The sequence below is a fragment of the Microcoleus sp. CAWBG640 genome (assembly GCF_020883015.1).
Classification (GTDB): Bacteria; Cyanobacteriota; Cyanobacteriia; order Cyanobacteriales; family Microcoleaceae; genus Microcoleus; species Microcoleus anatoxicus.
Genome location: NZ_JAHRFC010000042.1, coordinates 16,275 through 41,259 on the forward strand (window position 1 = coordinate 16,275; position 24,985 = coordinate 41,259).

Below are 24,985 nucleotides of genomic sequence, written 5' to 3' on the forward strand. Positions count from 1 at the left end.
ATGCCCAATTCCCAATGCCCAATGCCCAATTCCCCATTCCCCATTCCCCATTCCCCATTCCCCATTCCCATCACTCATGACTCAAAGTACCTTAGCCTCTGAATTTGAACTGTCGGGAGTTGGTTTGCACAGTGGCGAACAGACTCGCGTCCGAGTGTCGCCCGCCAACCTTGGGGAAGGCCGCTATTTTGTCAGAACTGACTTGCCCGGTGCTCCGATCATTCCTGCAACAGTTGAAGCCGTATCTCAGACTGCTCTTTCGACAGAACTGACAGGTACAGGTGATGCTCAAATTCGTACTGTAGAGCATCTGTTAGCGGCTTTGGCTGGCATGGGAGTGGATAATGCTCGAATTGAAGTTGATGGCCCGGAAGTGCCTCTGCTGGACGGTTCTGCCCTGGTTTGGGTGGAGGCGATCGCCCAAGCTGGATTAGTCGCCCAAGAATTGGTGCATCCTCCAGAAAACCCCCAACTTTCACCCGTCGAGAATCCGGTTTGGGTGCGTCATGGGGATGCTTTTGTGGCTGCTTTGCCTGCTGCGGAAACTCGGTTTAGCTACGGGATTGATTTTGAGGAACCTGCGATCGGCAATCAATGGTACAGTTGGTCGCCAGAGGCAGAAAGTTTTGCTAGTGCGATCGCCCCGGCTCGGACTTTTGGACTGGCCCGCCAAGTTGACCAATTGCGACAAGCAGGTTTGATCAAAGGTGGTAGCCTAGAGAACGCCTTAGTTTGTGATCGCTCCGGCTGGCTCAACCCGCCCTTGAGATTTACAAATGAACCAGTACGCCATAAAATCCTAGACTTAGTAGGCGATCTCAGTCTGCTGGGAACTTGGCCAACAGCTCACTACTTGGCTTACAAAGCCAGTCACAATTTACACGTCCAACTTGGCTTAGCCCTGAGATTGCCAGCTTGATCCATGCTCAATATCTCCGTTACTACTCACCATCTAACACGCGATTTAATGTCTACGTTCACTGAAATTAACGAAATTAACACCCCAAATCATACTAATTCTGCATCTGTTCTCACCGAGAATGGTCAGGATTCTGCGATCGTTAAATCCACTTTTACTGTGGAAGAAATTCAGCAATTGTTGCCTCACCGCTATCCTTTTGCACTGGTAGACAAGATTATTGATTACGTGCCGGAAGTGCGGGCTGTAGGGATTAAAAATGTCACTTTCAACGAACCGCATTTTCAAGGGCATTTTCCAGGAAGACCGGTAATGCCGGGGGTCTTAATTGTGGAAGCGATGGCTCAAGTGGGCGGTATTGTTCTGGCTCAATTGCCTGATGTTGAGCAAGGATTGTGGATGTTTACTGGCATCGATCAAGTTAAGTTCCGCCGTCAGGTTGTACCGGGCGATCGGTTGCTGATGACTGTAGAATTGTTGTGGGTAAAACGCCGACGCTTCGCCAAAATGCAGGCGATGGCTGAAGTGGACGGACAAAAAGCTTGTTCAGGAGAATTGACGTTTTCGATGGTAGATTAAATTTGTTATTAGTTATTTGTTATTAGTTATTGGTTATTGGTTATTAGTTATTTGTTACTACTGCCAACTGCCAACTACCAACCGCCAACTGCCAACTGCCAACTACCAACTGCCAACTGACTAATAAAAAATGCTGACATTGATTCACCCAACTGCTGTGATTCATCCCCGCGCTGAACTTCACTCTACTGTAGAAGTGGGAGCTTATGCTGTAATTGGGGAAAGAGTGAAAATCGGACCCCAAACTAAGATTGGCGCTCATGCAATTATTGATGGGCTAACAGAAATAGGTGCTCGTAATCAAATTTTTCCCGGCGCAGCTATTGGTTTGGAACCTCAAGATTTAAAATATCAGGGTTCTCTAACTAGGGTGGAGATTGGGGACGATAATTTAATTCGGGAATATGTGACTATTAATCGGGCTACCCAACCGGGAGAAAGCACGACCATCGGCAATCATAATCTATTGATGGCTTATGTTCACGTTGGGCATAATTGTTCGATCGCCGATCGAGTAATTATAGCTAATGCCGTGGCTTTGGCCGGACACGTTAAAATAGAGTCTCAGGCTCGATTGAGCGGTGTTTTGGGGGTTCACCAATTTGTCCATATCGGCCGGCTGTCTATGGTGGGCGGATTGAGCAGAATCGATCGAGATGTCCCTCCTTATATGTTAATCGAGGGGAATCCTTCCAGAGTGCGATCGCTTAACAAAATTGGTCTCCAACGGGCTGGTTTGACACCAGAAGATTTGGAACTTTTGAAGAAGACTTTTCGGATTTTATACCGATCGGGCTATACTCTGAATCAAGCTTTGGCAGAGTTGGATTTATTACCAGAAAATCAGCATTTGCAGCATCTGCGGAAATTTGTGCAAGAGTCTGTCACCAAACCCAGACGCGGTTTGATTCCAGGTAAAAAATGAATGAGGTAGAATAAGTCTATGAACTAAGCGACTATCGCCCTATGATGCTGTTACGGAGTTATTAGCGAACATCTCACCTGTTTAAATTCAGAATATGAAAATTTTTATTAGCACTGGTGAGGTTTCGGGCGATTTGCAAGGGGCTTTGTTAATTAGTGCCATAAAACGTCACGCAGCTACCGCTGGTTTAGAGTTAGAGATTGTCGGATTGGGCGGCCAGCGGATGGCGGAAGCTGGCGCTACTATTTTAGCCGATACTGTGGCTATTGGTTCCATGGGACTTATAGAATCAGTCCCCTATATTTGGCCAACTATCCAAGTTCAAAAAAAAGCTAAACAATACCTAAAAGATTCTCCGCCCGATGTAGTTGTATTGATTGATTATTTAACTCCAAATTTAGGTATTGGTAGCTACATCCGCCGCTGTTTGCCTTCGTTGCCGGTGCTTTGGTATATTGCTCCTCAAGAGTGGGTTTGGTCTATTTCTCCTCGCAATACTTCTTTGATTGTCAATATTTGCGATCGCATATTAGCCATTTTTCCCGAAGAAGCTACTTATTTTGAAAAAAAAGGTGCCCAAGTCAGTTGGGTTGGTCATCCTTTGGTGGATAGAATCCAGGCTGCGCCCAGTCGCGAAGTTGCCCGCAAAACTTTGGGAATTCCATCGGAACAGGTGCCAGTGGCTCTAATTCCTGCCTCTAGAAGCCAAGAGTTGAAGTACCTGATGCCTGTCATATTTGAGGCTGCTCAAATTATTCAAGCTAAATTGCCGGCAGTTCATTTCTGGATTCCTCTGTCTCAATCTGCTTTCCGCAGCAAAATCGAAGCAGCTATTGCAGATTTTGGTTTGCGCGCTACTTTACTAGAAAATCAAACTCTGGAAGTTTTGGCTGCTGCGGATCTGGCGATCGCTAAATCTGGTACTGTTAATTTGGAGTTGGCTTTGCTGGATGTTCCCCAAGTTGTCCTCTATCGCGTCAGTCCAATTACGGCGATTATTGCCCAGTATTTGCTGAAATTTTCGATTCCTTTTATGTCTCCGCCCAATTTGGTGCAAATGAAGCCGATCGTCCCTGAGTTGTTGCAAGACGAGGCGACTGCGGAAAATATAGTCTTTCACGGGCTGGAATTGCTGCAAAATGGCGATCGACGACAGCAGACTTTGGACGGTTATCGGGAAATGCGGGAACATTTGGGAGACGTGGGGGTGTGCGATCGCGCTGCTGCGGAAATTATGAAATATCTGAAATTAAACGTAGCAAATTAACATAAATTTGGTTCTAAAAGGTTATGCCAAGCAATCGGAAAAAGCGACCGATCGCTGTTGATTTATTTGCAGGTGCCGGTGGCATGACACTGGGTTTTGAACAAGCAGGTTTTGATGTACTTGCCTCTGTGGAAATTGACCCTATTCATTGTGCTACCCACCAGTTTAATTTCCCTAAGTGTTCTATTTTGTGTAAAGATGTAGCACTATTAACCGGAGCGGAAATTCGGAAAAATTCTCCCATTGGTAAGCGCCAGATAGACGTAGTGATCAGTGGTTCGCCCTGTCAAGGATTCTCAATGATGGGTAAGCGCGATGTAGATGACCCGCGCAATTCTTTAATTTTTCACTTTCAACGCTTGGTTTTGGAACTAAAACCCAAGTTTTTTGTCATGGAAAATGTACCGGGAATCAAGGCGGGAGAACATAAGGAACTTCTGCATCTTTTAATTAGTTCCTTTATAGAAGCAGGCTATCAAGTAGAAGAAAATTATCAAGTTCTCAATAGCGCTCACTACGGAGTTCCCCAAGCTCGAAAAAGATTGTTTCTCCTGGGTTCTAAGGCTGGTTGTGAATTACCACAATATCCTCCACCGATTACTTTACTTCCCAAATTAAATCAGAAAATTGAGCCTAGCAATCGAAAAAGAAAAGGTAAAAATAATCCTGATTTGCCTCTTGTCCCAACAGTTATGGAGGCCATTGGAGATTTGCCAGAAGTGGAACTATACAGCGAGTTGCTGTACCGAGATTGGGTAATGGCGGAGTATGGAAAATCTAGTAACTACGCGAGTATCATGCGCGGCATTGATTCTTTCGATGATGATTATTCCTACCCTCGCGAGTACGATAGACAAATCCTCTCTTCTAGTTGGCGCACCAAACATTCCCAGGAATGTATCGAAAGGTTTATGGCGGCAAAACACGGGGAAAAAGAGCCGATCAGCCGTTTTTACAAACTGCACCCCGACGGAGTTTGCAACACTCTCAGAGCAGGAACAGACAGGGCTAGAGGGGCTTATACTTCGCCGAGGCCCATTCACCCGATCGCGCCGAGGTGCATTACGGTTAGGGAAGCAGCACGACTACATTCTTATCCTGACTGGTTTAGATTTCACGTCACCAAATGGCACGGTTTTCGTCAAGTCGGAAATTCTGTACCACCACTATTAGCCAAGGCTGTGGCGGCCCAAATTATTCGCGCTTTGGGTGTTCAGGTAATTAAACCCACTGCTAAGCTGACATGGGGAGATGATAGTTTGCTAAAACTGAATTGGTTGGAAGCGGAAAAATATTATCAAAATTGAGGGGGGTAGACTTGGAGAGTGACTCACGCGCTTGGTATTCAGGGCGTAGCGATCGTCGTCCCCTACATAAAACAGCAACATCAACATAATTCAAAAACCGAAAAAATCAGTCCAAAGGTGAGTTTTAGCAAATTTTTTGGTTTTTGGTAATTCTAAAGTTATCTTATAAAAAACTGTATTTTCAGGAGAATCTACAATGGGTTGGTTCAAAAGACTGTTCGGACTTGAAAAGCCTGAACCCCAGGCTCAGCCGATGACACAAGTAGTACAGCAAGCGGCACAGTCCCAATCGATCGCTCCTGCGAAGGTAGGTCCAGACGGGAATTTTGACGAAAGCGGGCTCGCAAAGCGAGTTGCTTTAGCTTTTGACGAAGACTCCGAAGTTGCTGATATTGACTCCGTATGGGTGGCTCAACTCAGCGGTACGGTGGTTCTCAAGGGCCAGGTTCCCAGTCAAGAAATTCTCGACAAGTTAGTGAAGATCGCCTCTGCCGAAGAGGGCGCCACGGGCGTGCAAACCGATCAAGTAACAGTGGGCTAGAGGCTTTTCTCTGAGCTGTGTTACCCCTAACTTCCTATTTTAACGAAACCACTAGGAAGTCACCTATTGATTGACTGAGGGTCGATCGACCCCCAGCAAACCCTTAGAGCCCGCTACAGCGGGCTTTTTTTTGCGGTTTGGTAGCTTAAATATTAAGTTTTGTTAATTTTCCTGGTTATTTAGGAAAACGGTAAAATACAATACAGAAAGTAAGATTTTTTTGAATAGCAAAAAGCAAACCAGAGCTGACTACCCTTTTTATCGACCTATAAGGATCAAAAAATATGAAACTCGCTTATCGCGGTGCTAACTACGACTACGACATTCCGACAGTTGACATGACGGAAGGCGAAGTAGCGGGCAAATATCGGGGTCAAAACTGGAACTATCGTTATCCAAGACATATTCCGATGCCTCAGCACCCCCAGGATTTGCAGTACCGTGGGGTAGGCTACAGGAGCGATCGACCATCTCCGAAAATTGAAGAGGACGTAGCGGTTGATACCGCAGCAACGATGGCGATCGCAGCGGCTCCATCCTATCCAAAAGCTGAGGAAGTAGCGACAGTCCACCGGGCGAATATCTGCAATATTCTCGATCGCAGACAGCAAGTAGCCAGAGTCAAAGGTGATGAAAGACTGCTGCGCTTGCTAGAAATTGAGTGGAAGCAGATGGCTTGCTAGAGAAAAAGCTCAGAAAGTCGAATATTTGTCAAGAGGGGGAAGTTGAAAAGAGTTCAATTTCCCCTTTTTGGTGTTGTTTGTGCGATCGAATTTGTAGCCTCGAAGCGATATCAATAGTCGGGATTTGGGGTGATGCGATCTTTTTTAACGATCGCTTTCCTTAATACTCTTTTGGGTGCGATGGGTTTTGACAATTAACTCAATACCCTGAAATATCATTCCCTGAATCACATCCAGGATGGGTTTACCAGATTGCACGTCGAGATTTCCCTTGATGCCGATAATGGCGGCTTGTGTGAGAAATGCAGTTGCGATCGCATGGCGGATGAACTTGTGTTGATTACTAAAGTAATAACCGAAAATTGATGTGAAAAAAATAGAAGAAATTCGCCATCAACTCCAAGCTGGTCAATTTGAATTTAGCCGCCATGCTTTTAGGCGTACTGTAGAACGAAATATCAGCGAACAGGAAATTAGAGAAGTCGGTGAAAATGTTATAATCATTGAAGATTACCCAGAGGATAAATATTCGCCAAGCTGCTTACTCTTAGGATTTACTCGATCGGGCAAAGTTCTGCACATCCAAGTTTCACGCCAACAATCAGAAACATCCAAAATTATTACTATTTATGAGCCAGAGCCCGATCGATGGATTGACTATTCACAACGGAGGTAACAATGTTTCAATGTCATGTTTGCAGTGCAACCGAATCTCATACAGAACAAGTCAACGAAGTTTTCCAAATCAATGGAAAATTCTATCTGGTCGAACAAATTCCCGCTCAAGTATGTTCCAGGTGCGGTGAAGTTACATTTAACCGCGAAACAACAGAGCGAATCAGACAAATGTTACATGGAGAATCACAACCTGTGAAATCTATTAATGTTGATGTATTTGCCTACCAATAGCAAGAAATTCATCAATCTCGATCACCCTGGGGAGTAAGAACTTCGCTGCAAGATGCGATAGGATAAAACTAATAGACTGAGGGACTAACAATGCTAAATCAAACCGCATACAATCGAGCCTGTAAAAACTTTGAGCAAACTTCTGAATTAAAGCAATAACTATGACACTTACAAAGACCGACTATAAATATATAGAACTCAATGAAAACAATGTTCCCATCATAGCCGGAACTACGATGAAAGTCGTTGAATTAGTCGAAGCTCAAATAGCTTATGGTTGGAGTCCAGCAGAATTACACCTCAATCATCGCTACTTAACTATGAGCCAAATTCTTTCTGCCTTAGCTTATTATTGGGATCGTAAACAAGAACTCGATGCCGAAATCAAGCGACGAGAAGAGTATATTAAACAGGCAGAAATTGAAGCTGGCGAATCTCCTTTTGCTGCTAGACTACGCGCTCAAAGGCTATTGAAATGAGTCTAGCACTTTATATGGATGAACACATCCATTCAGCTATTACAGTTGGTTTACGTCTTCGAGATGTAGATGTTTTAACTGTTCAAGAAGATGGACGTGCTGGTACACCAGATACTATTTTACTCGATCGAGCTATGGAGCTTGGGAGAGTTATGTTTTCACAAGACCAAGATTTTTTAATTGAAGCAAAACGTCGTCAAGCTGAAGATATAAACTTCTCTGGTGTGATCTTTGCTCGTCAGTCTCGCGTTTCCATTGGTGATTGTATCCGCGACTTGGAAATAATTACTAAACTTGGCGAACTGGAAGAATTTGTTAATCGAGTTCAATACCTACCTTTGTAGCTTACCTTACTCCTCAAGATGCGATCGCCTCTCCGTCTTTGTTGGTCAGATATTCAATATTTACCATGCCTATTTTCCTCAAGCTTGAATTTATATCGATTCCTGCCTATAAGTGTATCATCAGAAATGCGCTCCTCTTCGAGGGCTCCGCTAACGGGCGATCGTACCAAACTCTCCCTCTCACCCCTTGACACAAAGTACCTGCTTCAAAGTCGCCACAACTTCCACCAAATCCGACTGCTGACTCATCACCTCCTCGATCGGCTTATAAGCCCCCGGAATCTCATCTAAAAACTGCTCATCTTTACGACACTCAACCCCCTCAGTCTGCCGCACAAAATCATCCAGAGTAAACACATTTTTAGCTTGAGTTCGAGACATCAACCGCCCCGCACCGTGAGAACAAGAACAGTAACTTTCCACATTACCTTTACCCTTAACAATGAAAGACTTCGCCCCCATCGAACCCGGAATAATCCCGTAATCCTGTACATTTGCGCGTACAGCACCCTTGCGAGTCACATACACATCTTCGCCAAAATGCACCTCTTTTTCCGCATAATTGTGATGGCAATTCACCTTTAACAATGGCTTAGTAGGTTTGCCGCCCGCAACGTGCTTTTCCACAATGTGCTTAAACCGATTCATCATCACATCACGATTAAAACGAGCATAATCTTGCGCCCACTGCAAATCGTGCCAATAAGCAGCAAACTCCGGCGTACCCGCTACAAAATAAGCTAAATCTTGGTCAGGCAGACTAATTTCTGCCAGTCTAGCTAAATCTTTTGCAGTGCTGATATGTTGTTGGGCGAGCAAATTTCCAATACCACGAGAACCGGAGTGCAACATCAACCAAACAAAGTCTTCGGTATCAACGCAAACCTCAATAAAATGATTGCCGCCACCGAGGGAACCCATTTGTTTGAGGGCTTTACTTTCTTGGTGTTGTACGCCTTGATGAAGTTCCTTAAACTCGCGCCATTCTTGCCAGTTGCTGACTGTTCTTTCGACTTCTTTGTTTTCCGCAAATCCGACAGGAATTGCGGCTTCGATATCGAGGCGAATTTGTTTGAGCTTGCCTTCTAATTTGTGAGCCTTGAATGGCATTTTTAGCGCAGCCATCCCGCAGTTGTGAACAAAGACTCCCGCAGTTAAAGCAAAGTTGCCGTATTCGGGAACCGTTAGGCAATAGACATCTTGCTTTTCAACTAAAGGAATAACATCAACTACTTTGTGGTTGTAGCCGTGCTGATTTTTTCTGTGATTGTGAAGTCCGATCGGAGTTTTAATTGGCTCTCCACAAGTCTCACAAGTGTATAGCCGATTAGCAATTTCTTTACTCTTTGCTTTACCCTTTTCACTGTGATTGTAATTAATTAGATACTGCTTTCCTCGTTCGCCATTCCCTGCAACAGACTCTTTGAAGTGTTCGGGATTATTCTCCATATACTTCAGGATATTTTTCGTTCCGCGATCGGCGTAATACCTGTGTCCGTCTGAGGTTTGAGCTTTATCAGCTATGGCTTGCTTTCTTTTCTGTTCAAATTCCAGAGATTGCCAATGGGTGTTTCTATCAACTAATGAACGGTGATAAGTAGAGTGGTCATTATTACCCATGAATTCTAAATTTTCTGGTCTATTATCGGCGGCATCGAAGTTTTTGTGATGAATCACAGTTCTCTGATTGTGGAAAGATGGTATGTCTCCTAACAAACCAGAACGAGCAATTATCCAATGAGCTTTCTGCCATCTACCTGAATAATTTTGCTGTACTAAGGTATACCCATCCTTATCTATTTTGGAATAAAAAGGCATCAATGACGTTCCAGTTGTCAAATCCCGCGCTTCTCGGTATTCACCATTCCGCAACATGAATTGATGATCGGGAGTGCATTTGATTTCTTCTCCATTATCGAGTACAACTTTAACCAGTTCGGCATTGTTTCTAGTTAATTTGGCTGTAGCCTTAGCAGCAACAATTCTGCCTGTTTCTGTACAGGAGTAGATCGAAAATTCTTTTTGACTCCTAGCCAATTCCCCGATCGCATAAGATTTGCCATCAACTAGAGGAATTTGTGTATCATCAGTAAAGCAGCCAATATCAACTCCGACAGCCGCTGGAATAATCGCTTCTTTTGTGGCAATTACGGAACCGACTAAAGCGCCTTTGCCTAAGTGTACGTCGGGCATTAGGGCGACGTGTTTGAATACAAATGGCAAAGATGCTACATTTTTTGCCATATTGGTTTCTTTGGGGCCCAGGGCGTGGTTTGCCCAAGATAGGACGGGTTTTGGGGTTGATATTTCTAATTTTTCGTAGGGCATTTTTGTTTGAGTTTGTTTTGTCAGTTTCTCTGTAGTATTAGTGTAACACATATTATTTCTAATGTCAAATGTACCTGACTGACTAATTCTAGGCTTGTCAACTTAACATTAAATGCAGTACCGGTATTGTTTGTGAGTTACTCAGTCCGACAGGGGTTGAAAACCCCTGTCTCATAGCTAAAGTCCTCTGAAAGAGGACTGAAATAGATCGTATTGTCCCTGAAAATCTACAGTCGGTTTTAACCGACTTTCGCTTTGAGGCAGGGGTTTAAACCCCTGCCGGATTGTGGCAAAGCGCGTGGAAATATAACACTTTTAATTCGCATTCTTTCTCCCCGCCTTCTGCACAGGAATAGCAACTGTCTGCGGCTTCTGCTTCGCCCCAAACATATCAAAAAAGTCGTGCAGCAAAATATAGAAACAGGGAATAATAAACAGCGTCAGCAAAGTAGCCAGCGACAAACCCGAAAACACCACAACCCCCAAAGGTTGCAGAAACTCCGAACCCTCTCCAATCCCCAAAGCCAGGGGAAACAAACCCAAAACTGTGGTAATAGTTGTCATCAAAATCGGACGCAAACGTTGAGGTGCAGCCCTGAGAATTGCTGTTGTGCGATCTACTCCTTCCTCTTCCCGAATTTGGTTCGCCAACTCCACCATAATAATGCCGTTATTCACGATAATTCCCACCAGCAAAATTGCCCCGATCATCACCGTCGCCCCGATCGCAGTTTTGGTCACATACAGCCCGAAAATACCCGCACTCAACGCCAGCGGTACTGTCAGCAAAATCACCAGCGGGTCAACCAGAGAATTGTATTGTACCGCCATCGCCACAAATACTAAAAACGTCGCCAACCCGCCCAAAAGTTTCAGCGAAGTTTGCAATTGATTGTTAGTTTCCGCAGCCGAACTAGGCACAATTCTCACTCCCTGCGGCAACTTCAATTGTGACAAAGCTACATCGACTTGTTTGACAGCATCTCCGAGACTTGCACCCCGATTTAAGTTTCCGACAACTAAGAAAACTTGCCGCTGATTAAGACGCTGAATTTCTCCCGGCGCTTTGCCGATCGCAATTTTTGCCACATCACTCAAACGGACAATGCTATTATTGCCAGATAAGGGAATTTGTCCCAGTTGGGCGATATTTTTGACAGAAGTGCGATCGAACTGCACGCGCACATCTACCAAGCGGTTTCCCCGCTGCAATTGAGTTGGAACAGTACCTTCAATGGCTGTCTGAATTGTCTCCCCAATGTCTTGGGCACTCAGCCCGTACAAAGATGCCCTTTCCCAATCTGGACGAATTTGGACTTCCGACTGCGGCGCGTCTCCATCCGGCCGAAACCGGGCTAATTTTACCTTCTCATCTAACTCTTTTAATATCTTACGGCCTGCTTCCTGCAATGCTTGTTCACTTGGGCCTTGAATTATGACATCAATTTCGCCGCCCCTGACTGGAGAATTAGTTAAAACTAAACCTCTAATCCCTTCTGGAACTAAGCGCAGGCGAGTTCCTTTCGGAACGTCTATTTTCTTTAATTCCTCAGTCATTCTTTCGGTAAAGGCGATCGTACTCGTACCTTTTTTTAGGGTAATCGTGCTGCTTCCCCTGAGCAAATTCTCGATCGTATTGTTGCCGAACAGCAGCCCACCCGCTGTGGTTAAAGTGTACTCGGTTTCTGGTTGTGCTAACAGCAGCTTATCGGCGGCGGCCACTACTTTTTGATTGGTTTCCAAGTTAGTGCCGGGAGGAAACAAAGCAAATAATCTGGCTTGACTTGTATTAACTCTTGGCAATATTTCTTGGGGGATTTGACTAGCCATCACCCAAGTTCCGCCGCCTAAAATCACAAAAGCGAGTACAATAATAATTAGTCGCAAACCTAGCACTTTTGACAGCATCGAACTGTAGGCGCGCGTACCGTTTTCAAAGCCTCGATTGAAATATTTAATCGGTCCGAACTTATTAATGCCACTGGAATAAGACATTCCCATCAAGCGAGAAGTGAGCATCGGCACTATAGTTAAAGCTACTACCAGAGATGCTGCTACTGCGAAGCAAATTGTTAAAATTAATTCACTAAATAGCAGCGAAAAAAAGCCACCGATTAGCAAGAATGGCAGCACTGATACTAAGTTAGCGGCAGTGGAAGCAACCATTGCTGATTCTACTTCTTGACTCCGCATTACTGACTCTTCGATTGTGCGTTCTTTTCTATCTCTAATTCTGCCTTTTTTGAGATGAGGGTTGCTGTCTAGACCGACTACAATATTTTCTAAAATAACGACGCTGGTGTCGATCGCCTGACCGATTCCCAAGGCTAAACCACCTAAACTAAATAAGTTCAGCGATAAGCCGAATAGCCGCATTAAAATAATGGCTGCTAGAGTACACAGGGGAATAGTCAGAGAGATAATCAGGGTTTGTCTCAGGGAACCTAAAAAGAACAAAACGGCGATCGCAGCCAACACTGCCCCGGAAACTCCCGCATTGGCCACATCGGCTAGGGAATTGCGGATAAATCGGGATTCGTCTAAGGTAGTAACTACTTCCATGTCTGCCGAAATCAAGCCGGATTCCTGCATTTCTTTGAGGCGATTTTTCACTCCGTCCACAACCGTAATCGTGTTGGCATCCGGCTGTTTCAAGATGCTAATTTTAACGGCTGGTTTTTGATTCAGAAAAACTTTAACTCGCTGTTCTTTCGTGCCGTCATTGACTGTGGCAAAGTCGCGCAGGTAAACTCGTTTTGGCGGGTTGGAACCGGATATTTGAAAGGATAGGTTTTTGATATCTGCTGCTGTTTTAAAGCGGCCGACTGTGCGAGTCAGCGGTTCGTTGGATTCTTGGCGCAGTCTGCCGCCGGAAGTGTCTAAATTGCGCGATCGCAAAGCACTAAAAACGTCGTTAAGATTAACTCCTAAACTTTGCAGGCGATTCAAGTCAATATTCACTTGAATTTCTTCTTGAACGCCGCCGGAAACGTCAACAGAAGCTACTCCGGGAATCACGTTAATTTCCCTGGCTAATTCGTCATCGGCGAATACTCGCAAATCTACGCCTTGGCGCGAGTCTGAAGTCAGCGCAAATTCGTAAACTGGCTGTTGGGAAGGGTCAAATTTAAACAGATTGGGGGATTCAACTGTGTCTGGGAGTCGGTTACGGATGCGGTTAACTGAGGCTGTGGCGTCGTTGAGGGCTTGGTTGATGTCTCCGCCCGGTTTGAAGAATAAATCGACGCTGACTTGTCCTTCGCGGGTGCGGGAGAACACTTGGGTGACGCCTTCTGTCGCTGAAAGTCCTTGTTCGAGGGGGCGGGTAATTTCGTCAACTGCGACTTCTGGAGAAACTCCGGGGGCGTCTAGGCGCACGCTGATCCGGGGATAGGTGATGGAGGGTAGCAAGTCAACGGGTAGTTGGGTGATGTAAAAAATGCCCACTACGATAATTGCTAGTGTCAGCATCAGGGTGCCGATGTGGCGGCGAATGGCGATCGCGCTAATGCTAAATCCGGTTTTATCGGCTGTCATGTGATTTGATATTTTAGAATATTTACTGACCCAGATTACGAGTAGTATAATAAATTTAAATAAATTCTCAAAAACTTTTTTTTGAATATGCCTTAAGAGGTAGTCGATCGCCCAAAATGGAGAACGATATCAGTGGCGATCGGCTTTTTTATCCTCTGTCAACAATTTGGATTTACAAATTGTAGCGATCGCACAAATCTTTCGCTGCTTGTCGGTGTTTTTCCACCAAACTCGGCGGGGAAAGCACTTGGGCGTTTTCCATATATTTGTTAACCCACAGACTAAATTCGTTCAAAGAGCGATCGGGCAAATCGATCTGATAATCCACATATAGCAGATTGCCAAAACTATCCCTTGGGCCTTCCTTAATCTTTTTTTGTCGCGGATGTCGCCGATCGCCCTCTAGAATAAATCCCACTACCTTCTGAAAAAATCGCACCTTCACTTTTTGCAACTTCAGCGTTCCCTCCAATTCTGCCTGCTGTTGCTCTAGATTGCCCAAGAACAGCCCCCAGCCGTTTTTTAACAATTTGTGAGCTATTTTCAGACTTTGTAACTGTGGGGCTAAACCACGCCCTTCTACATCAATAATTTCGCAGTAGTCGGTAAAGCGATTCACCCGTTCTACTTTCAAATGCCCGTTTTCGCAATATTCGGAAATCAGGTACCAGGCGATGTCGTGATAAATCAGTTGCAGGGGCCAGATTCGCCGGAAACCGACATTGCCTTTACCATAATAATCTTTTTCGCGGTAAACTTCGATCGCCTGGCCTCGAACTATGGCTGTTTCTACCATGTCTAGTTTGTGAAATAGGGTATTGCGATATTCTTGGCGATCGACCATTTCGACAGGATCGGTGTAAATAATCGCGCGATTCAGGTGTTCGCGAACGGGATAAAACAATTTGCCTTTGAGTTCGATATCTAATCCCCGCAACAGTTTAGTGAGTTTTTCACAAATTCTGCGGGCTTGAGGATTTCCCTGATATTTGGCTTGAGATGCGATCGCTTGAAATGCGAATAGTAGTTCTTCGCGATTCATTGCACCGGTGCCGAGATAGTAGCCGAATCGATACATTCTTTTATCCAGTATGCCGTAGTGGCGCAAAGTTTCTAAGTCTTTACGAATGGTGGGAGTTGCGGGATAGTTTTCGGGAAATTCGATGTTGTATTCGGCGGCAATTTTCTGCAATTGAGATTGGACTTCTAGTAAAGCATCGTGATATTTACTGTCGGAGGTTTCGGTGTCAGAGTGTCCGATTCCGGGATGGTTTACTAATGTGGCGATGAGGAGCATGATGCGATCGAACGTTAGTCGATCGGCGTAGGGGTGAGGGGTCGGTTTTTTGGCCATGATGGGTGTATATCAGTAAGTTGCTGAAATTTCAAGTAAAAGACAATATTGACATAAAAATATAGAATTGTCTGGAAGCTATTATTTGGAAAGCTTTGTGGCTGAGAACACGTTTAATGAATATTGCGAAAATTGAGACATGAAGCTGGCTCGGCTGGTATATTGAGTTTAATCGTTAGCGAATAACAGCAATGTCAACATTCTGGCAAGCCAAGATTTGGGGATTGATGCACGATCCAGTCCTCAAGTCGCTGCATCGAGACATGAGTCGGGAGGGGGGATGGGAACAGTTGCAGTGTATGGAGGGCTGGAAGTCTCCGAAAGAACCAGCAACTCATTCCCAAACCAATTTGAATGGAACTTGGCTGAAGTATGTAGGATTGTGTGATTTAATCGCAGCCGCAAGCGATCGGACTACTGTTGGTAGATTGCCACCGGAACACAGTGCCGTACTCTATGACAGTCAAGGGTTACAGCTACGCCACTTGTTATCGGGAAAAGCACAAACTCTGATTTTAGAACAGTGGCATCACCGAATTATCGATCGCGATCGCGCGAAATTTTTAGATTGGGTTGAACAAACTGCACTCGATCCTATTAAAAAATGGAAAGATCCGCAAAAAGTATTTTGGTGGTTGTGGCGGTGCTATACACAGGCACTTTCTACCTCTTTGGGAGCAGCAACAGATGAGCCGTGCATTCATTTATTGCCCGCAGAAACGCGCATTCCCGATGCTTCTTTATGGAGTCACGTTACTATGACTTCTGCTTTAGCTGGAGGATTAGCAGGGTATTCCGACAATCCAGAAGATTATCCCAAAAAAGGCGATCGCAATTGGTCGCGATCGCGCCCTTATGTCGCTACCTTCAGTTTTACCCCCGTACAAGAATTAATCAAATCCAGCCGCAAAATGCGAGATTTTTGGGCTGGTTCCTGGCTGCTACACTATCTTTCTGCCAAAGTTTGTTGGGCGATCGCCCAGAAATACGGCCCCGATACTCTGCTTTACCCTTGTTTGTACGCCCAACCGCTAATTGACCACTGGCTATTACAAAAATATCCCGATTTTCAAGAGTGGATTAAACAGCCGCCCCAGTCAGTTTGGGAGCAACAATTACTCACAGCAGGATTTCCCAATGTCTTAGTAATGATCTTGCCTAATAATGGTCAAGGTGCAGAAACAACCAGCGGCAATCCAGTTCGCGCAGCGATGGCTTATGCTGAAGCAACGCTGCACCAAGAATGGAAAAATATCGGGCAAAAAGTATTAGCTTTCCTGCAAGCAGACAAAACAGAAGGCGGCGAACAGTGGCGCAACATCAAATCCCAAACTTGGGAGGGCTGGTTAAAAACACAGTGGCAGACATACTGGACAGCAGTGCCGATCGGTTCTTCTGATGCTGAATTACATCATTCCCCCCGCAAAGAAACTGAGTACAAAGCATGGATTCAAAAGCAAAATGACTTTGCTAATCCGCATCCAAAATTATTTATCGAGCCAGAATACAAGTTTCTGGAAGCTGTATTTAGAAACACATCTCCCAAGTCCCAAGAAAACCTCTCTCAACCGGAAACCAGAGCCGAGTTTAGAGCAAAGCAGCCTAATATGAATGCAGGCTCTTGGTGGGCGAGTATTTTTGACTCCCTTCGCTTCAGTCTCAATGCTGTTAAAAATTCTAGAACTTGGCAACTGCCTACTGCCTTTGGCCCCCGTTCCACGGTTTCAGGAATAGGATCTGCCGTGCATCCCACCTATAATTCCAAACACAATGATTGGGCTACGGAGGAACAAACTAGGGAATTTTGGTCTTATGATATGGGGTTATTCGACGGTATTGAACAACTCAATGCCACCGAAATCATCAAGCGCGGTTTGCACCAAATTTTGCTCAAAGAACTATTTCCAGGGGAAGCCGAAAATCACCGGGGGAAAATACCTGTTCTTTATCCCGATTTGAGTTCGGGTGTAGCTGGCTGGCTGCGAACAATGGAAGCAGCAGGGAATCAGCAAGCTATTAACTACTTTTTGGCATCTTGTGCAAAAGTTATCGGTGATTTTAAATGGACAAATGACGGTGAATATGCACCAGCAAATTTACCTTGGGGTATTCCTTGGATTGCCAAAAATCACACTAAGTGGCACAATCCGCGCTTGCTGAATGCTGGCTGGTTGATTGATGACTATTACCCAAAAAGTGATAATCCTGACCAACCATTTACTCACACTAAAAAACAAAAAGCTAAACAAGAAGAGTTGAGGAAACTGCGAGAATCCATTTCTAAATTATTTGCTCCGGGCAATAATCCAACGGATTGGTACGTTTTAGCTGCTGGCGATGGCGACGGTATGGGTGAGTGGCTCAAAGGTACAAAGCTAGAAGCATATAAACATTATCTTCCTGATGCTTTGCACCGCAATATTAATCAAATGCCGGAGCAGTTTCGGGAGTCCTTTAAAGAGTTTCTGGAAGTGCAAAAGCGCATGGGGCCTTCTACTCACAGCGCTTTGAGTCGGGCTTTGTTAGATTTCTCAAATCAATTAGTTCCTTATCTCACTGAACAGCGCTACGCTGGACGGCTAATTTATGGCGGTGGCGATGATGTTTTAGCCTATACCAATCTTTGGGAATGGGATAATTGGCTGTGGGATATTCGCCAATGTTTTAAAGGTGTTAATGACCCCAAAAATGAGTTTATTAGTGAGGGAGATTACTGGCGGTGGAATGGGGATAAATTGCCGGATAATTTATCTGAACGTCCCTTATTTACAATGGGACACAAGGCTACGATTAGTTTTGGCATTGTTATCGCTCACCATTCCGTACCGATGGCGATCGCTTTGGAGAATTTGTGGAAAGCAGAAGGAAAAGAAGAAGGAGCCAAAAAACATAAATCGCCTGATGGCAAACAAAAGGATGCTGTGCAAGTTCGCATTCTCTACGGTAATGGCAACATTTTGCAAGCTACCTGTAAGTTTGATGTGTTCCATCAATGGCAAGAATTGATTGCTATTCCCGATTTAGACAGCGCAATTTTTGAGCAAGCTGCGACTATCTGGAGTCAGCATCCTGCACCGATATATGAGGCAATTGAACCGTGGACTAATGCCTTTTGCAGTCGCCGAGAAGCTTTGAAAGGCGATGAATTAATGCTGCAAGAATTTCAAAGATTGTTGCTACAGTTTTTGCAAGGATTATGGCTGAAAACTGAAGCTGGGACAGAGTGCGATCGGCAAATTAACAACTGGCTGAAACTCGCCGCCTTTCTCATCCGCAACCGCGATATCAAACTAGGAGGTGAACGTCAATGAATTGGTACACAATTACCCCTCTCGATATTTTATTGTTCAGGGATGCCAAACCCTTTACACCAGGAGAAAGAGCCTGGGCAAGCAGCAGTTTTCCTCCCAATGGACACACCATTGCTGGGGCTTTGCGGAAACTGCTAGGAGACAAGATAGATTTGCGAATTACTGGCCCGTTTTTGTGCCGAGATGAAACCCTTTATTTCTCTCGTCCCATCGGGTTTGTCGGCTCAATTCCCCTTGTACCTTTAGCCTGGGATGACAACTCTAACTTGCACCAAGCATTGTGGGATAAACAACAGCCTTGTCCTTTGGTGAAACCTTCGGATCGCAACAAGGATAATGAACGCAAAGATGAGGAAATTGGTAATTACAAATTCAGGGAATATTTGCCATTTACCACTGTACAAAACTATCTAGACTCTGGTAAAATTAACAGAGGTGACTGGCTGACAGAAGACAAAACAAAAACAGAAATCGAACCTTGGTTAGTTGAAACTCGATCGCACAATGCCCTTCAAGAAGGCACGCGACAAGTCAAAGACGCTGACGGATATTTTGTCGAAAATGCCATTCGTTTAAAGGAAGGTTGGAGTTTGGCGATCGGTCTCGATCAAGCCATCGAAACACCAGCGATAATTCAATTAGGCGGTGAAGGACACCGCGCCATTTTGCAGCGGGTAGAAGTCTTAGATAACCAATGGCAAAAACTCCAAGAATTATCTCATAAAAACTTCACGAAAGGTCAGGAAAACTTTAAAAAAGGCGACAAAGAACATGGCAAATCAATTGCCTATCTCGTCACTCCCGGAGTATTTGAACGCTGGGAAAGTAACAATGACCGTCGATCAGTGTGCCGTGCGTGGCCGTCGGAATGGAAATTAGCTCATGCAGTTAATAGCAATCAAAAAATTGGGCCATTAGTCAGCGTTTCAACAGCCAGCGCACTGCCAATAAGTTGCCGCATTCGAGACAAAGATGCACCAGAAAAAAGTATTCCAGCACCCCAAGTGTTTGTCGCGCGGCCCGGTAGTTTGTATTACTTGAATCAACCGAAAGAGTTGTTTCAGGAGGATAAAGAAAAAAAGGTTCGCCTTTGGCGGCAGTTAGGTTACTCGGAATTACTTTGGGTTCATTTTGAAAGTCAATCAATTAACAAGGAATCACAACCATGAATTATCTAACTTACACTTATCTCTTGACTCCGCTGCATACAGGTGCAAGCGCTCAAGCTGGTAATATGATGGGAATTGCCCGCGAGAGTTTTAACGAACTACCATATATCCCTTCTTCTTCTTTGCGGGGCAAAATTCGTTCCGTTTTAGCAACGATGCACCCAGAGGAAGCTGGAACTTTGTTCGGTGAAAAAATCAAGGATGGCAGTCAACCAACCGAGGGCGAAGTCTGGTTTGCTGATGCCACGTTGTTGCTATTTCCTGTAGCTTCTTTCAGCCATCAATTTGTGTGGATAACTTGCCCTTTGTGGCTGAGTCGGTGGAACCGCTGGCTGCAAAATGAAGATTTAGGCAAGGTGATTGAAGAGTGGCGATCGCACCTCGAAGAGGAAAGTAGCACCAAAAAAGCAATTACTTCTGTTTCTGGCAATCAAATCTACTTGCAAGGGGCAATTTTGAAAGAAGCAGATGTAGAACGGATTGATAAAAAAGCTGCTGTCTGGGAATGCTTAAAACAAATTCCAGATGGCAGCGGCATTCTTGATTTAAAGCAAAAATTAGTGGTTCTTTCAAATCAAGATTGTGCTTCATTGGTAGAAACTGGTTTGCAGCGAGAAGTCCGCATTGCGATCAAAGACGGTGAAAAAACTGCCTCTGATGGTTCTTTCCGCTCAGAAGAAGCGATTCCCTCAGAAACCATTCTGTTTTTTCCTTGGGGACTCAAACCAGGGAAAAATGAACAGGTAACAGAAAAGATTCGCCAATCTCTCCAAACTATCTTGAAAGACAAGCTGCAATTTGGCGGTTTAGAAGGACTTGGGCGGGGTTGGACAGACAACAAAACTGTAGAAATTAAATTCAGCAAAGGAGAATAGATGATGTTGAAATTAGACACGCGAGATTTTAGTCATGCGGCATATAGTGGCTTGCTGGAAGTCAAAAAGACAGTTAATTTTGCCAATCACAAAAAGGCGAGTTCAGTTGTGCAAAGTTTGCCTTCTTACGTCTCTACTTGGGGATTGCACCGCTTAGCAGGGGACGGACTCAAATACCAAACTGGAGAAACTAAGTACAAAGGTCAAGTTTACCAGCAGTTCTTGAAAACTTTGCAAAGTTTAAGTCAAGTGGCTTTTGCTCCCGACGATCCGCGCACTTTGTTTGGTATGGAATTACAGGCTTATGCGGGATTAAACCGTTTGGCGATCGAACTATCGCGAGAGTGGTCATTTTGGGCAACGCCAATTCTAGGAGAAGCGGAGGAAGGATGAATTTTAAACCAAATCAATCTCGAAATCCCGGCGATATTTGGCAGGATTTCATAGCGGCAGAGCAAAAAAGTAACTCGAAATTGGGGAAACAATTTGCATCCGCAATTTACGGCGGTTATGACAATAGTGTACTGACGCTATTCTTTGCTGACGAGGCAACTTGCAAAGCAGCTAAGGGGCAAATTCAACCGCTGAGAGATAAACTTTTTAAATTTAAGTTGTGGTGCGATCGCATCGACTGTCGCATCGCCAGTGGTGCTCCTCCTCCATCGCCATCCAATCAAAAATCGGATGCAAAACCGCCCAAAACACCCCGGAATATGGGCAACCCGTTACAAGCGCTTAATTTCGCTGAATTTGGACGCGACAGACAGGGAAAACCCCTCCCACAACCCGTACTGGAATCTGCCGTCAATGCTGAAAAAGATTGCAGCTATTTGTATGAGAAACTCAATCAACGCACTCTCAATTTAGCTGGCGGAGAAAGCAATACTTTCAAAATTTCTTTTAGCTGGCGAATGCGAGTAGGAGGAACTCGTGGCTTTGCTGAGTTACTTTTACCCGCGCTGCATCCCGTTTTCGGCATTCCCTATATTCCCGCTTCCAGTCTCAAAGGGGCCGCACTAGCTTGGGCTGAGAAACACCATTCAAACAAAGGTGAAATTCAGGAATTATTGGGAATGCTAGAAGGTAAAACTGCCAAAGCTGCAAAAATTGAATTTTTGGATGCTTTCCCCACTAAGCCTTGTCTCAGCGTGGATGTAGCAACTCCTCAATGGCATTGGCAAAATCCTGAGCAAAAAGTTATCTACAACCCCGAACCGCATCCTTTGCTTACTCTCGAACAACCTCAATTTCTGATCGGGTTCTGTCCGACAGGAACTCAATATGCTGACAAAGTTGAGGTTGTAAAAAAATGGCTAGAAAATGCGCTAAAGACTGGCGGTATTGGTTCTCGTGTCAGCGGTGGTTACGGCCGCACTGTCAGCCAAGAAGCACAGTTAGCCCACAGCAAAAGCTTTGATTTTGAGCTTTGGACTCAAGGGATGTACGGCAGTAACCCGCCCACAAGAGAAAACAATTACCAAGGAAATATTGAATTTAGACCGACAGCTATTCGGGGTATTTTGCGCTATTGGTTTCGGGCTGTAGCTTTGGGTTTGTATGATGCTGAAACTTGTGTAACTTTAGAAGAATTAATGTTTGGCAAGTTGGGGCAACAAGGCAAAATTTCAGTAAGCACTCGCATTAACCCATCTCAACGCCAAGAGCCTTATTTGTATACAGGCAAAATTATTCTGGAGGCTACAGAAGCCAAGTATTTGAGCTTAATAGAACGTTGCCTGATTCTAGGTTCTCATCTTGGAGGAGTTGGACGCGGTTCTCGCCGCCCTTTGCACCTGTTAAATCGTCGGATGCGCGGCTGTTATTGGTTCGTAGATGGTGATAGTTTACCGCTTGTTGGCAATGAGCAGCAGTGGCGGACTTTTTTTAAAAGTGTTACCGATGCTTTTAAAGCTGTACAGCCTTCAACTAAGAATTATACCAGCAGTCCTGGTCAACCAGGAACCAAAAAACGCCAGCAAGATGTGTTGGATAGTAATGCTCAAATTTGGCTCTTAAAAGATACTGTTTTGCTCAATCCAGAGAAGGTGAAAAACTGGCAAAATGAAGGCGATAGCGCCAATGTAAAGGGTGCTGCTTTGAATCTGCTGTACGGCGACCCTCAATTTAAGGGAGTCAGCAACGGCGGCGGCAGTGGCAATGCCAATGTCGGCGGAGAATTAGGAACTCCTTCTTTTGTGTGGATTAAGTCAATTTTTACAGCAGATTCGCCTTATCAAGTTGTAACTATTTTTGGTAGCAATCATCCTGACCGTTTGAAGTTAGCCACAGAACTTAAAAAACAAGGAGCTATTTTAGTTTACGGTCAAATGTCTTCAAGCAGTCAGCCACCACCTTCAAATTCACCTAAGCCCGGCCCTCGACGCAGATAAAAATGCGATCGCACCTTTTTTCTCTTGTCTGTTCGGGTAAGCATCCGGCTTGCCCATTTCTCCCTAAAACTTCTCACAAATCATCCAGGTAACAACAATGGCAAGCAGCATCGTCCTCTCCTTCGTCGGCAGCCAAGACCCCTACTCCGAAAAGAACAACGAACAAGGTTCCATAGCCACCCTAATCCGACACCTTCTCGACCAAAAATACAGCATTCGTCGCGTCATTCTCCTTCACACTGAAGATATGCTTGAAAAAGCTAGCGATACCAAACATTGGCTGCAAGGCAAAGATTTTCACATCCCAGAAGAAAGCATCGAATTAGTCCCAGTCGGTGCAGAACTTTCTAAAGATCCAGTCAGTCTCTTATTAGCAGTTCAAGAAGCTCGAAAAGGTCTAGAAAAAGCAATTCCCTTCTTGAGCAAACAAGACAGATTGGAATTTAATGCTTCTTCTGGAACCCCTGTGATGAAAACTTCCTGGAGCCTTTTACAAGCTGCTGGATATGCTCCCCACAGTTCGGTTTGGCAGGTGCGAAATCCTAGAGAAATGAAAGAGGGACAGCATCGCGTTTTTCAAACTAATGTCGATACTTTGAAAAATGAATTTGATTTCAAGGTTGTCAAGAAACAAATTGAAGATTATAATTACAGTGGCGCTTTAGTAACTCTCAAAGATAGCAATCTCTCCACCAACCTCATTATTGCTTTGCTTAAGTACGGTCAGTACCGCCTTGCTTTTGACTTTAACCGCGCTTTCAACGCCATCCAGCCTTTTGCTAATCTTGTCGAACCTGAATTCATCTCAGAAATCAGCAGTCTCCGGCAAAAAAATAGAATAGCCCTGTTCAAAGAAGTTTATTTCAAAGCTATAATCAAACTAAAAAATCAGCAATATGCAGACTTTTTGGTGGATGTATTCAGATTTCAAGAGGGATTTCTCCGCTTTTTAGTGGAAACGAAGCTGGGCTTTGATTTACCGGAAAAGACTACAGAAACTCAACATTTTTGGCATCGACTTAAAGCTTTTGATGACGGAAATCTCGAACATTTTCTGAACAACTACAAGCTTCAGAATGGTCAAAAACTTAGGTTTTCAGAAGGATTTCCCAGTCGGTTCGTGTTGATTGCAATTTTGGAATGCTACGAGCAAGAGTTTGATAGCTTATTGAAACCCATTGAACAATTAAACGAATATTGCGAACAGCGGAATCGTTGTGTCCACAGTTTTGAAGGTGTTTCGGAACTAGAAGATGGAGGAAAAATCATTAAAATTTTGCGGGATATTTTGCGTCTAAAAACAGTAGTACCAGACAAGAATCCCTTTAATGTTATCAATAGTAAAATCTGTGATTTACTGAAAGAGGTGTTGGAGAGTTAATGATAGATAAGTGGGAGTCAATTCATTACGAAATGCAAAAATAAGCCAAGAAATCTACCACTCTTTCACCGATCCGCCGGGGGTTAAAAACCCCCGTCTCATAGCAAAAGTCAGTTGAAACTGACTGCACAATCTTACTCATAAACTCCCCAGTCCTCTTTAAGAGGACTTGAGCTTTGAGCCTGGGGTTTTTAACCCCTGGCGGACTTTGAACCTAGGTTTTAAACCCCAGGCAGCCTCACAAACTTAACTAAAATTTTTACCTTCAGCGTGCATCTACAACCAAACTTGACCATCCATATTCAACCCAAAATAACACAACTATGTACATCACATCTCGCGCATCCACAATCCGCAACTTTTCCCTCGCCGCCGTCAACGGCACCATCACTCTCATCATTCTCCTAGTCGCACCCCTCGGATTAGCGGCCGTAATTTCTAATACATTCCTAGTCACAGTAGCCACTTTTTTTGCATCCACCATCGCCGACCAAATTGTTCGCTACCTCCAGCCTTCTCGCGCCAAAGAAATAAAAAATCCCTTAGATTATGGCTCGGAATCATCGCAAATTCTCCCGCAAGATTCGCAAGATTTAGAACGAAAATAAATTTATATATCTCCATTCAAATGCTGTAGGGGCGGGTTTCACCAACAATATTTGAAACCCACCAACCATCTACATAAAC

The 24,985-nt window shown here is 44.5% G+C and carries 21 protein-coding genes; 18 read left to right on the forward strand and 3 right to left on the reverse strand.

Going from position 1 to position 24,985, the window contains the following annotated elements; genetic code table 11:
- The first annotated feature begins 76 nt into the window (after positions 1 to 76).
- The 11 genes from lpxC to AAFP11_RS19630 all read left to right on the forward strand — a co-directional run bounded on the left by lpxC (position 77) and on the right by AAFP11_RS19630 (position 7,953).
- Positions 77 to 919 carry a UDP-3-O-acyl-N-acetylglucosamine deacetylase gene (gene lpxC / locus AAFP11_RS19580; protein WP_341738566.1) on the forward strand — a complete coding sequence of 281 codons (843 nt, stop codon included), beginning with the start codon at positions 77 to 79 and terminating at the stop codon, positions 917 to 919.
- A gap of 48 nt (positions 920 to 967) precedes the next feature.
- The gene (gene fabZ, locus AAFP11_RS19585; RefSeq protein ID WP_341738567.1) at positions 968 to 1,498 is read left to right on the forward strand and encodes a 3-hydroxyacyl-ACP dehydratase FabZ; all 531 of its coding nucleotides are present in this window, start codon (positions 968 to 970) and stop codon (positions 1,496 to 1,498) included.
- A 130-nt stretch (positions 1,499 to 1,628) separates the two neighbouring features.
- Complete coding sequence (gene lpxA, locus AAFP11_RS19590) at positions 1,629 to 2,423, forward strand: acyl-ACP--UDP-N-acetylglucosamine O-acyltransferase (protein ID WP_341738568.1); 795 nt, start codon at positions 1,629 to 1,631, stop codon at positions 2,421 to 2,423.
- A gap of 94 nt (positions 2,424 to 2,517) precedes the next feature.
- Positions 2,518 to 3,690 (forward strand): lipid-A-disaccharide synthase, encoded by a 1,173-nt coding sequence (gene lpxB / locus AAFP11_RS19595; RefSeq protein ID WP_341738569.1) that lies wholly within the window; start codon positions 2,518 to 2,520, stop codon positions 3,688 to 3,690.
- 23 nt (positions 3,691 to 3,713) lie between these two features.
- Positions 3,714 to 4,997 carry a DNA cytosine methyltransferase gene (locus tag AAFP11_RS19600; RefSeq protein ID WP_341738570.1) on the forward strand — a complete coding sequence of 428 codons (1,284 nt, stop codon included), beginning with the start codon at positions 3,714 to 3,716 and terminating at the stop codon, positions 4,995 to 4,997.
- A gap of 196 nt (positions 4,998 to 5,193) precedes the next feature.
- Positions 5,194 to 5,538, forward strand: coding sequence for a BON domain-containing protein (locus AAFP11_RS19605; RefSeq protein WP_341738571.1), 345 nt, complete (start codon positions 5,194 to 5,196; stop codon positions 5,536 to 5,538).
- 284 nt (positions 5,539 to 5,822) lie between these two features.
- Entirely contained in the window at positions 5,823 to 6,221 is a 399-nt protein-coding gene (locus AAFP11_RS19610; protein ID WP_341738572.1) for a DUF4278 domain-containing protein, read from the forward strand.
- A gap of 367 nt (positions 6,222 to 6,588) precedes the next feature.
- Positions 6,589 to 6,897, forward strand: a complete 309-nt coding sequence (locus AAFP11_RS19615; RefSeq protein WP_341738573.1) for a DUF4258 domain-containing protein — start codon at positions 6,589 to 6,591, stop codon at positions 6,895 to 6,897.
- A gap of 2 nt (positions 6,898 to 6,899) precedes the next feature.
- Positions 6,900 to 7,130, forward strand: coding sequence for a YgiT-type zinc finger protein (locus AAFP11_RS19620; RefSeq protein ID WP_340518426.1), 231 nt, complete (start codon positions 6,900 to 6,902; stop codon positions 7,128 to 7,130).
- A 161-nt stretch (positions 7,131 to 7,291) separates the two neighbouring features.
- Positions 7,292 to 7,609 (forward strand): DUF433 domain-containing protein, encoded by a 318-nt coding sequence (locus tag AAFP11_RS19625; protein ID WP_340518427.1) that lies wholly within the window; start codon positions 7,292 to 7,294, stop codon positions 7,607 to 7,609.
- 14 nt (positions 7,610 to 7,623) lie between these two features.
- On the forward strand, positions 7,624 to 7,953 hold the full coding sequence (locus AAFP11_RS19630) for a DUF5615 family PIN-like protein (RefSeq protein ID WP_341738574.1): 330 nt from the start codon (positions 7,624 to 7,626) through the stop codon (positions 7,951 to 7,953).
- A 180-nt stretch (positions 7,954 to 8,133) separates the two neighbouring features.
- Here the strand turns inward: AAFP11_RS19630 and AAFP11_RS19635 are convergent, their stop codons facing one another.
- From AAFP11_RS19635 to AAFP11_RS19645, 3 genes are all read right to left on the reverse strand, one after another.
- Entirely contained in the window at positions 8,134 to 10,332 is a 2,199-nt protein-coding gene (locus tag AAFP11_RS19635) for an RtcB family protein (protein WP_341738575.1), read from the reverse strand.
- A gap of 264 nt (positions 10,333 to 10,596) precedes the next feature.
- Positions 10,597 to 13,818, reverse strand: a complete 3,222-nt coding sequence (locus tag AAFP11_RS19640; protein ID WP_341738576.1) for an efflux RND transporter permease subunit — start codon at positions 13,816 to 13,818, stop codon at positions 10,597 to 10,599.
- Positions 13,819 to 13,990: 172 nt separating this feature from the next.
- On the reverse strand, positions 13,991 to 15,172 hold the full coding sequence (locus tag AAFP11_RS19645) for a WYL domain-containing protein (protein WP_341738577.1): 1,182 nt from the start codon (positions 15,170 to 15,172) through the stop codon (positions 13,991 to 13,993).
- Between the two features lie 191 nt (positions 15,173 to 15,363).
- Here AAFP11_RS19645 and cas10 point away from each other — a divergent pair, with 191 nt between their 5' ends.
- From cas10 to csx18, 7 genes are all read left to right on the forward strand, one after another.
- A complete protein-coding gene (cas10, locus tag AAFP11_RS19650) occupies positions 15,364 to 18,483 on the forward strand; it encodes a type III-B CRISPR-associated protein Cas10/Cmr2 (RefSeq protein ID WP_341738578.1) in 3,120 nt (1,039 codons plus the stop codon).
- The gene (locus AAFP11_RS19655) at positions 18,480 to 19,652 is read left to right on the forward strand and encodes a type III-B CRISPR module-associated Cmr3 family protein (protein ID WP_341738579.1); all 1,173 of its coding nucleotides are present in this window, start codon (positions 18,480 to 18,482) and stop codon (positions 19,650 to 19,652) included. Before cas10 ends, AAFP11_RS19655 begins: the two co-directional genes overlap by 4 nt.
- On the forward strand, positions 19,649 to 20,527 hold the full coding sequence (cmr4, locus tag AAFP11_RS19660; protein WP_341738580.1) for a type III-B CRISPR module RAMP protein Cmr4: 879 nt from the start codon (positions 19,649 to 19,651) through the stop codon (positions 20,525 to 20,527). Before AAFP11_RS19655 ends, cmr4 begins: the two co-directional genes overlap by 4 nt.
- Entirely contained in the window at positions 20,528 to 20,920 is a 393-nt protein-coding gene (locus AAFP11_RS19665; protein ID WP_341738581.1) for a hypothetical protein, read from the forward strand.
- Positions 20,917 to 22,917, forward strand: a complete 2,001-nt coding sequence (locus tag AAFP11_RS19670) for an RAMP superfamily CRISPR-associated protein (RefSeq protein ID WP_341738582.1) — start codon at positions 20,917 to 20,919, stop codon at positions 22,915 to 22,917. The genes AAFP11_RS19665 and AAFP11_RS19670 overlap by 4 nt, the downstream gene beginning before the upstream one ends.
- Positions 22,918 to 23,014: 97 nt before the next feature.
- Complete coding sequence (locus tag AAFP11_RS19675; RefSeq protein ID WP_341738583.1) at positions 23,015 to 24,298, forward strand: hypothetical protein; 1,284 nt, start codon at positions 23,015 to 23,017, stop codon at positions 24,296 to 24,298.
- Positions 24,299 to 24,621: 323 nt separating this feature from the next.
- Positions 24,622 to 24,906: a CRISPR-associated protein Csx18 gene (gene csx18, locus AAFP11_RS19680; protein WP_341738584.1), complete on the forward strand. Its 285-nt coding sequence runs from the start codon at positions 24,622 to 24,624 to the stop codon at positions 24,904 to 24,906.
- The last annotated feature ends 79 nt before the right edge of the window (positions 24,907 to 24,985 follow it).

What these genes read in the sequence shown, in the direction of transcription:
- lpxC (WP_341738566.1), top strand. Translation starts at nt 77, where the DNA reads ATGACTCAAAGTACCTTAGCCTCTGAATTTGAACTGTCGGGAGTTGGT.
- fabZ (WP_341738567.1), top strand. Translation starts at nt 968, where the DNA reads ATGTCTACGTTCACTGAAATTAACGAAATTAACACCCCAAATCATACT.
- lpxA (WP_341738568.1), top strand. Translation starts at nt 1,629, where the DNA reads ATGCTGACATTGATTCACCCAACTGCTGTGATTCATCCCCGCGCTGAA.
- lpxB (WP_341738569.1), top strand. Translation starts at nt 2,518, where the DNA reads ATGAAAATTTTTATTAGCACTGGTGAGGTTTCGGGCGATTTGCAAGGG.
- AAFP11_RS19600 (WP_341738570.1), top strand. Translation starts at nt 3,714, where the DNA reads ATGCCAAGCAATCGGAAAAAGCGACCGATCGCTGTTGATTTATTTGCA.
- AAFP11_RS19605 (WP_341738571.1), top strand. Translation starts at nt 5,194, where the DNA reads ATGGGTTGGTTCAAAAGACTGTTCGGACTTGAAAAGCCTGAACCCCAG.
- AAFP11_RS19610 (WP_341738572.1), top strand. Translation starts at nt 5,823, where the DNA reads ATGAAACTCGCTTATCGCGGTGCTAACTACGACTACGACATTCCGACA.
- AAFP11_RS19620 (WP_340518426.1), top strand. Translation starts at nt 6,900, where the DNA reads ATGTTTCAATGTCATGTTTGCAGTGCAACCGAATCTCATACAGAACAA.
- AAFP11_RS19625 (WP_340518427.1), top strand. Translation starts at nt 7,292, where the DNA reads ATGACACTTACAAAGACCGACTATAAATATATAGAACTCAATGAAAAC.
- AAFP11_RS19630 (WP_341738574.1), top strand. Translation starts at nt 7,624, where the DNA reads ATGGATGAACACATCCATTCAGCTATTACAGTTGGTTTACGTCTTCGA.
- AAFP11_RS19635 (WP_341738575.1), bottom strand. Translation starts at nt 10,332, where the DNA reads ATGTGTTACACTAATACTACAGAGAAACTGACAAAACAAACTCAAACA.
- AAFP11_RS19640 (WP_341738576.1), bottom strand. Translation starts at nt 13,818, where the DNA reads ATGACAGCCGATAAAACCGGATTTAGCATTAGCGCGATCGCCATTCGC.
- AAFP11_RS19645 (WP_341738577.1), bottom strand. Translation starts at nt 15,172, where the DNA reads ATGGCCAAAAAACCGACCCCTCACCCCTACGCCGATCGACTAACGTTC.
- cas10 (WP_341738578.1), top strand. Translation starts at nt 15,364, where the DNA reads ATGTCAACATTCTGGCAAGCCAAGATTTGGGGATTGATGCACGATCCA.
- AAFP11_RS19655 (WP_341738579.1), top strand. Translation starts at nt 18,480, where the DNA reads ATGAATTGGTACACAATTACCCCTCTCGATATTTTATTGTTCAGGGAT.
- cmr4 (WP_341738580.1), top strand. Translation starts at nt 19,649, where the DNA reads ATGAATTATCTAACTTACACTTATCTCTTGACTCCGCTGCATACAGGT.
- AAFP11_RS19665 (WP_341738581.1), top strand. Translation starts at nt 20,528, where the DNA reads ATGATGTTGAAATTAGACACGCGAGATTTTAGTCATGCGGCATATAGT.
- AAFP11_RS19670 (WP_341738582.1), top strand. Translation starts at nt 20,917, where the DNA reads ATGAATTTTAAACCAAATCAATCTCGAAATCCCGGCGATATTTGGCAG.
- AAFP11_RS19675 (WP_341738583.1), top strand. Translation starts at nt 23,015, where the DNA reads ATGGCAAGCAGCATCGTCCTCTCCTTCGTCGGCAGCCAAGACCCCTAC.
- csx18 (WP_341738584.1), top strand. Translation starts at nt 24,622, where the DNA reads ATGTACATCACATCTCGCGCATCCACAATCCGCAACTTTTCCCTCGCC.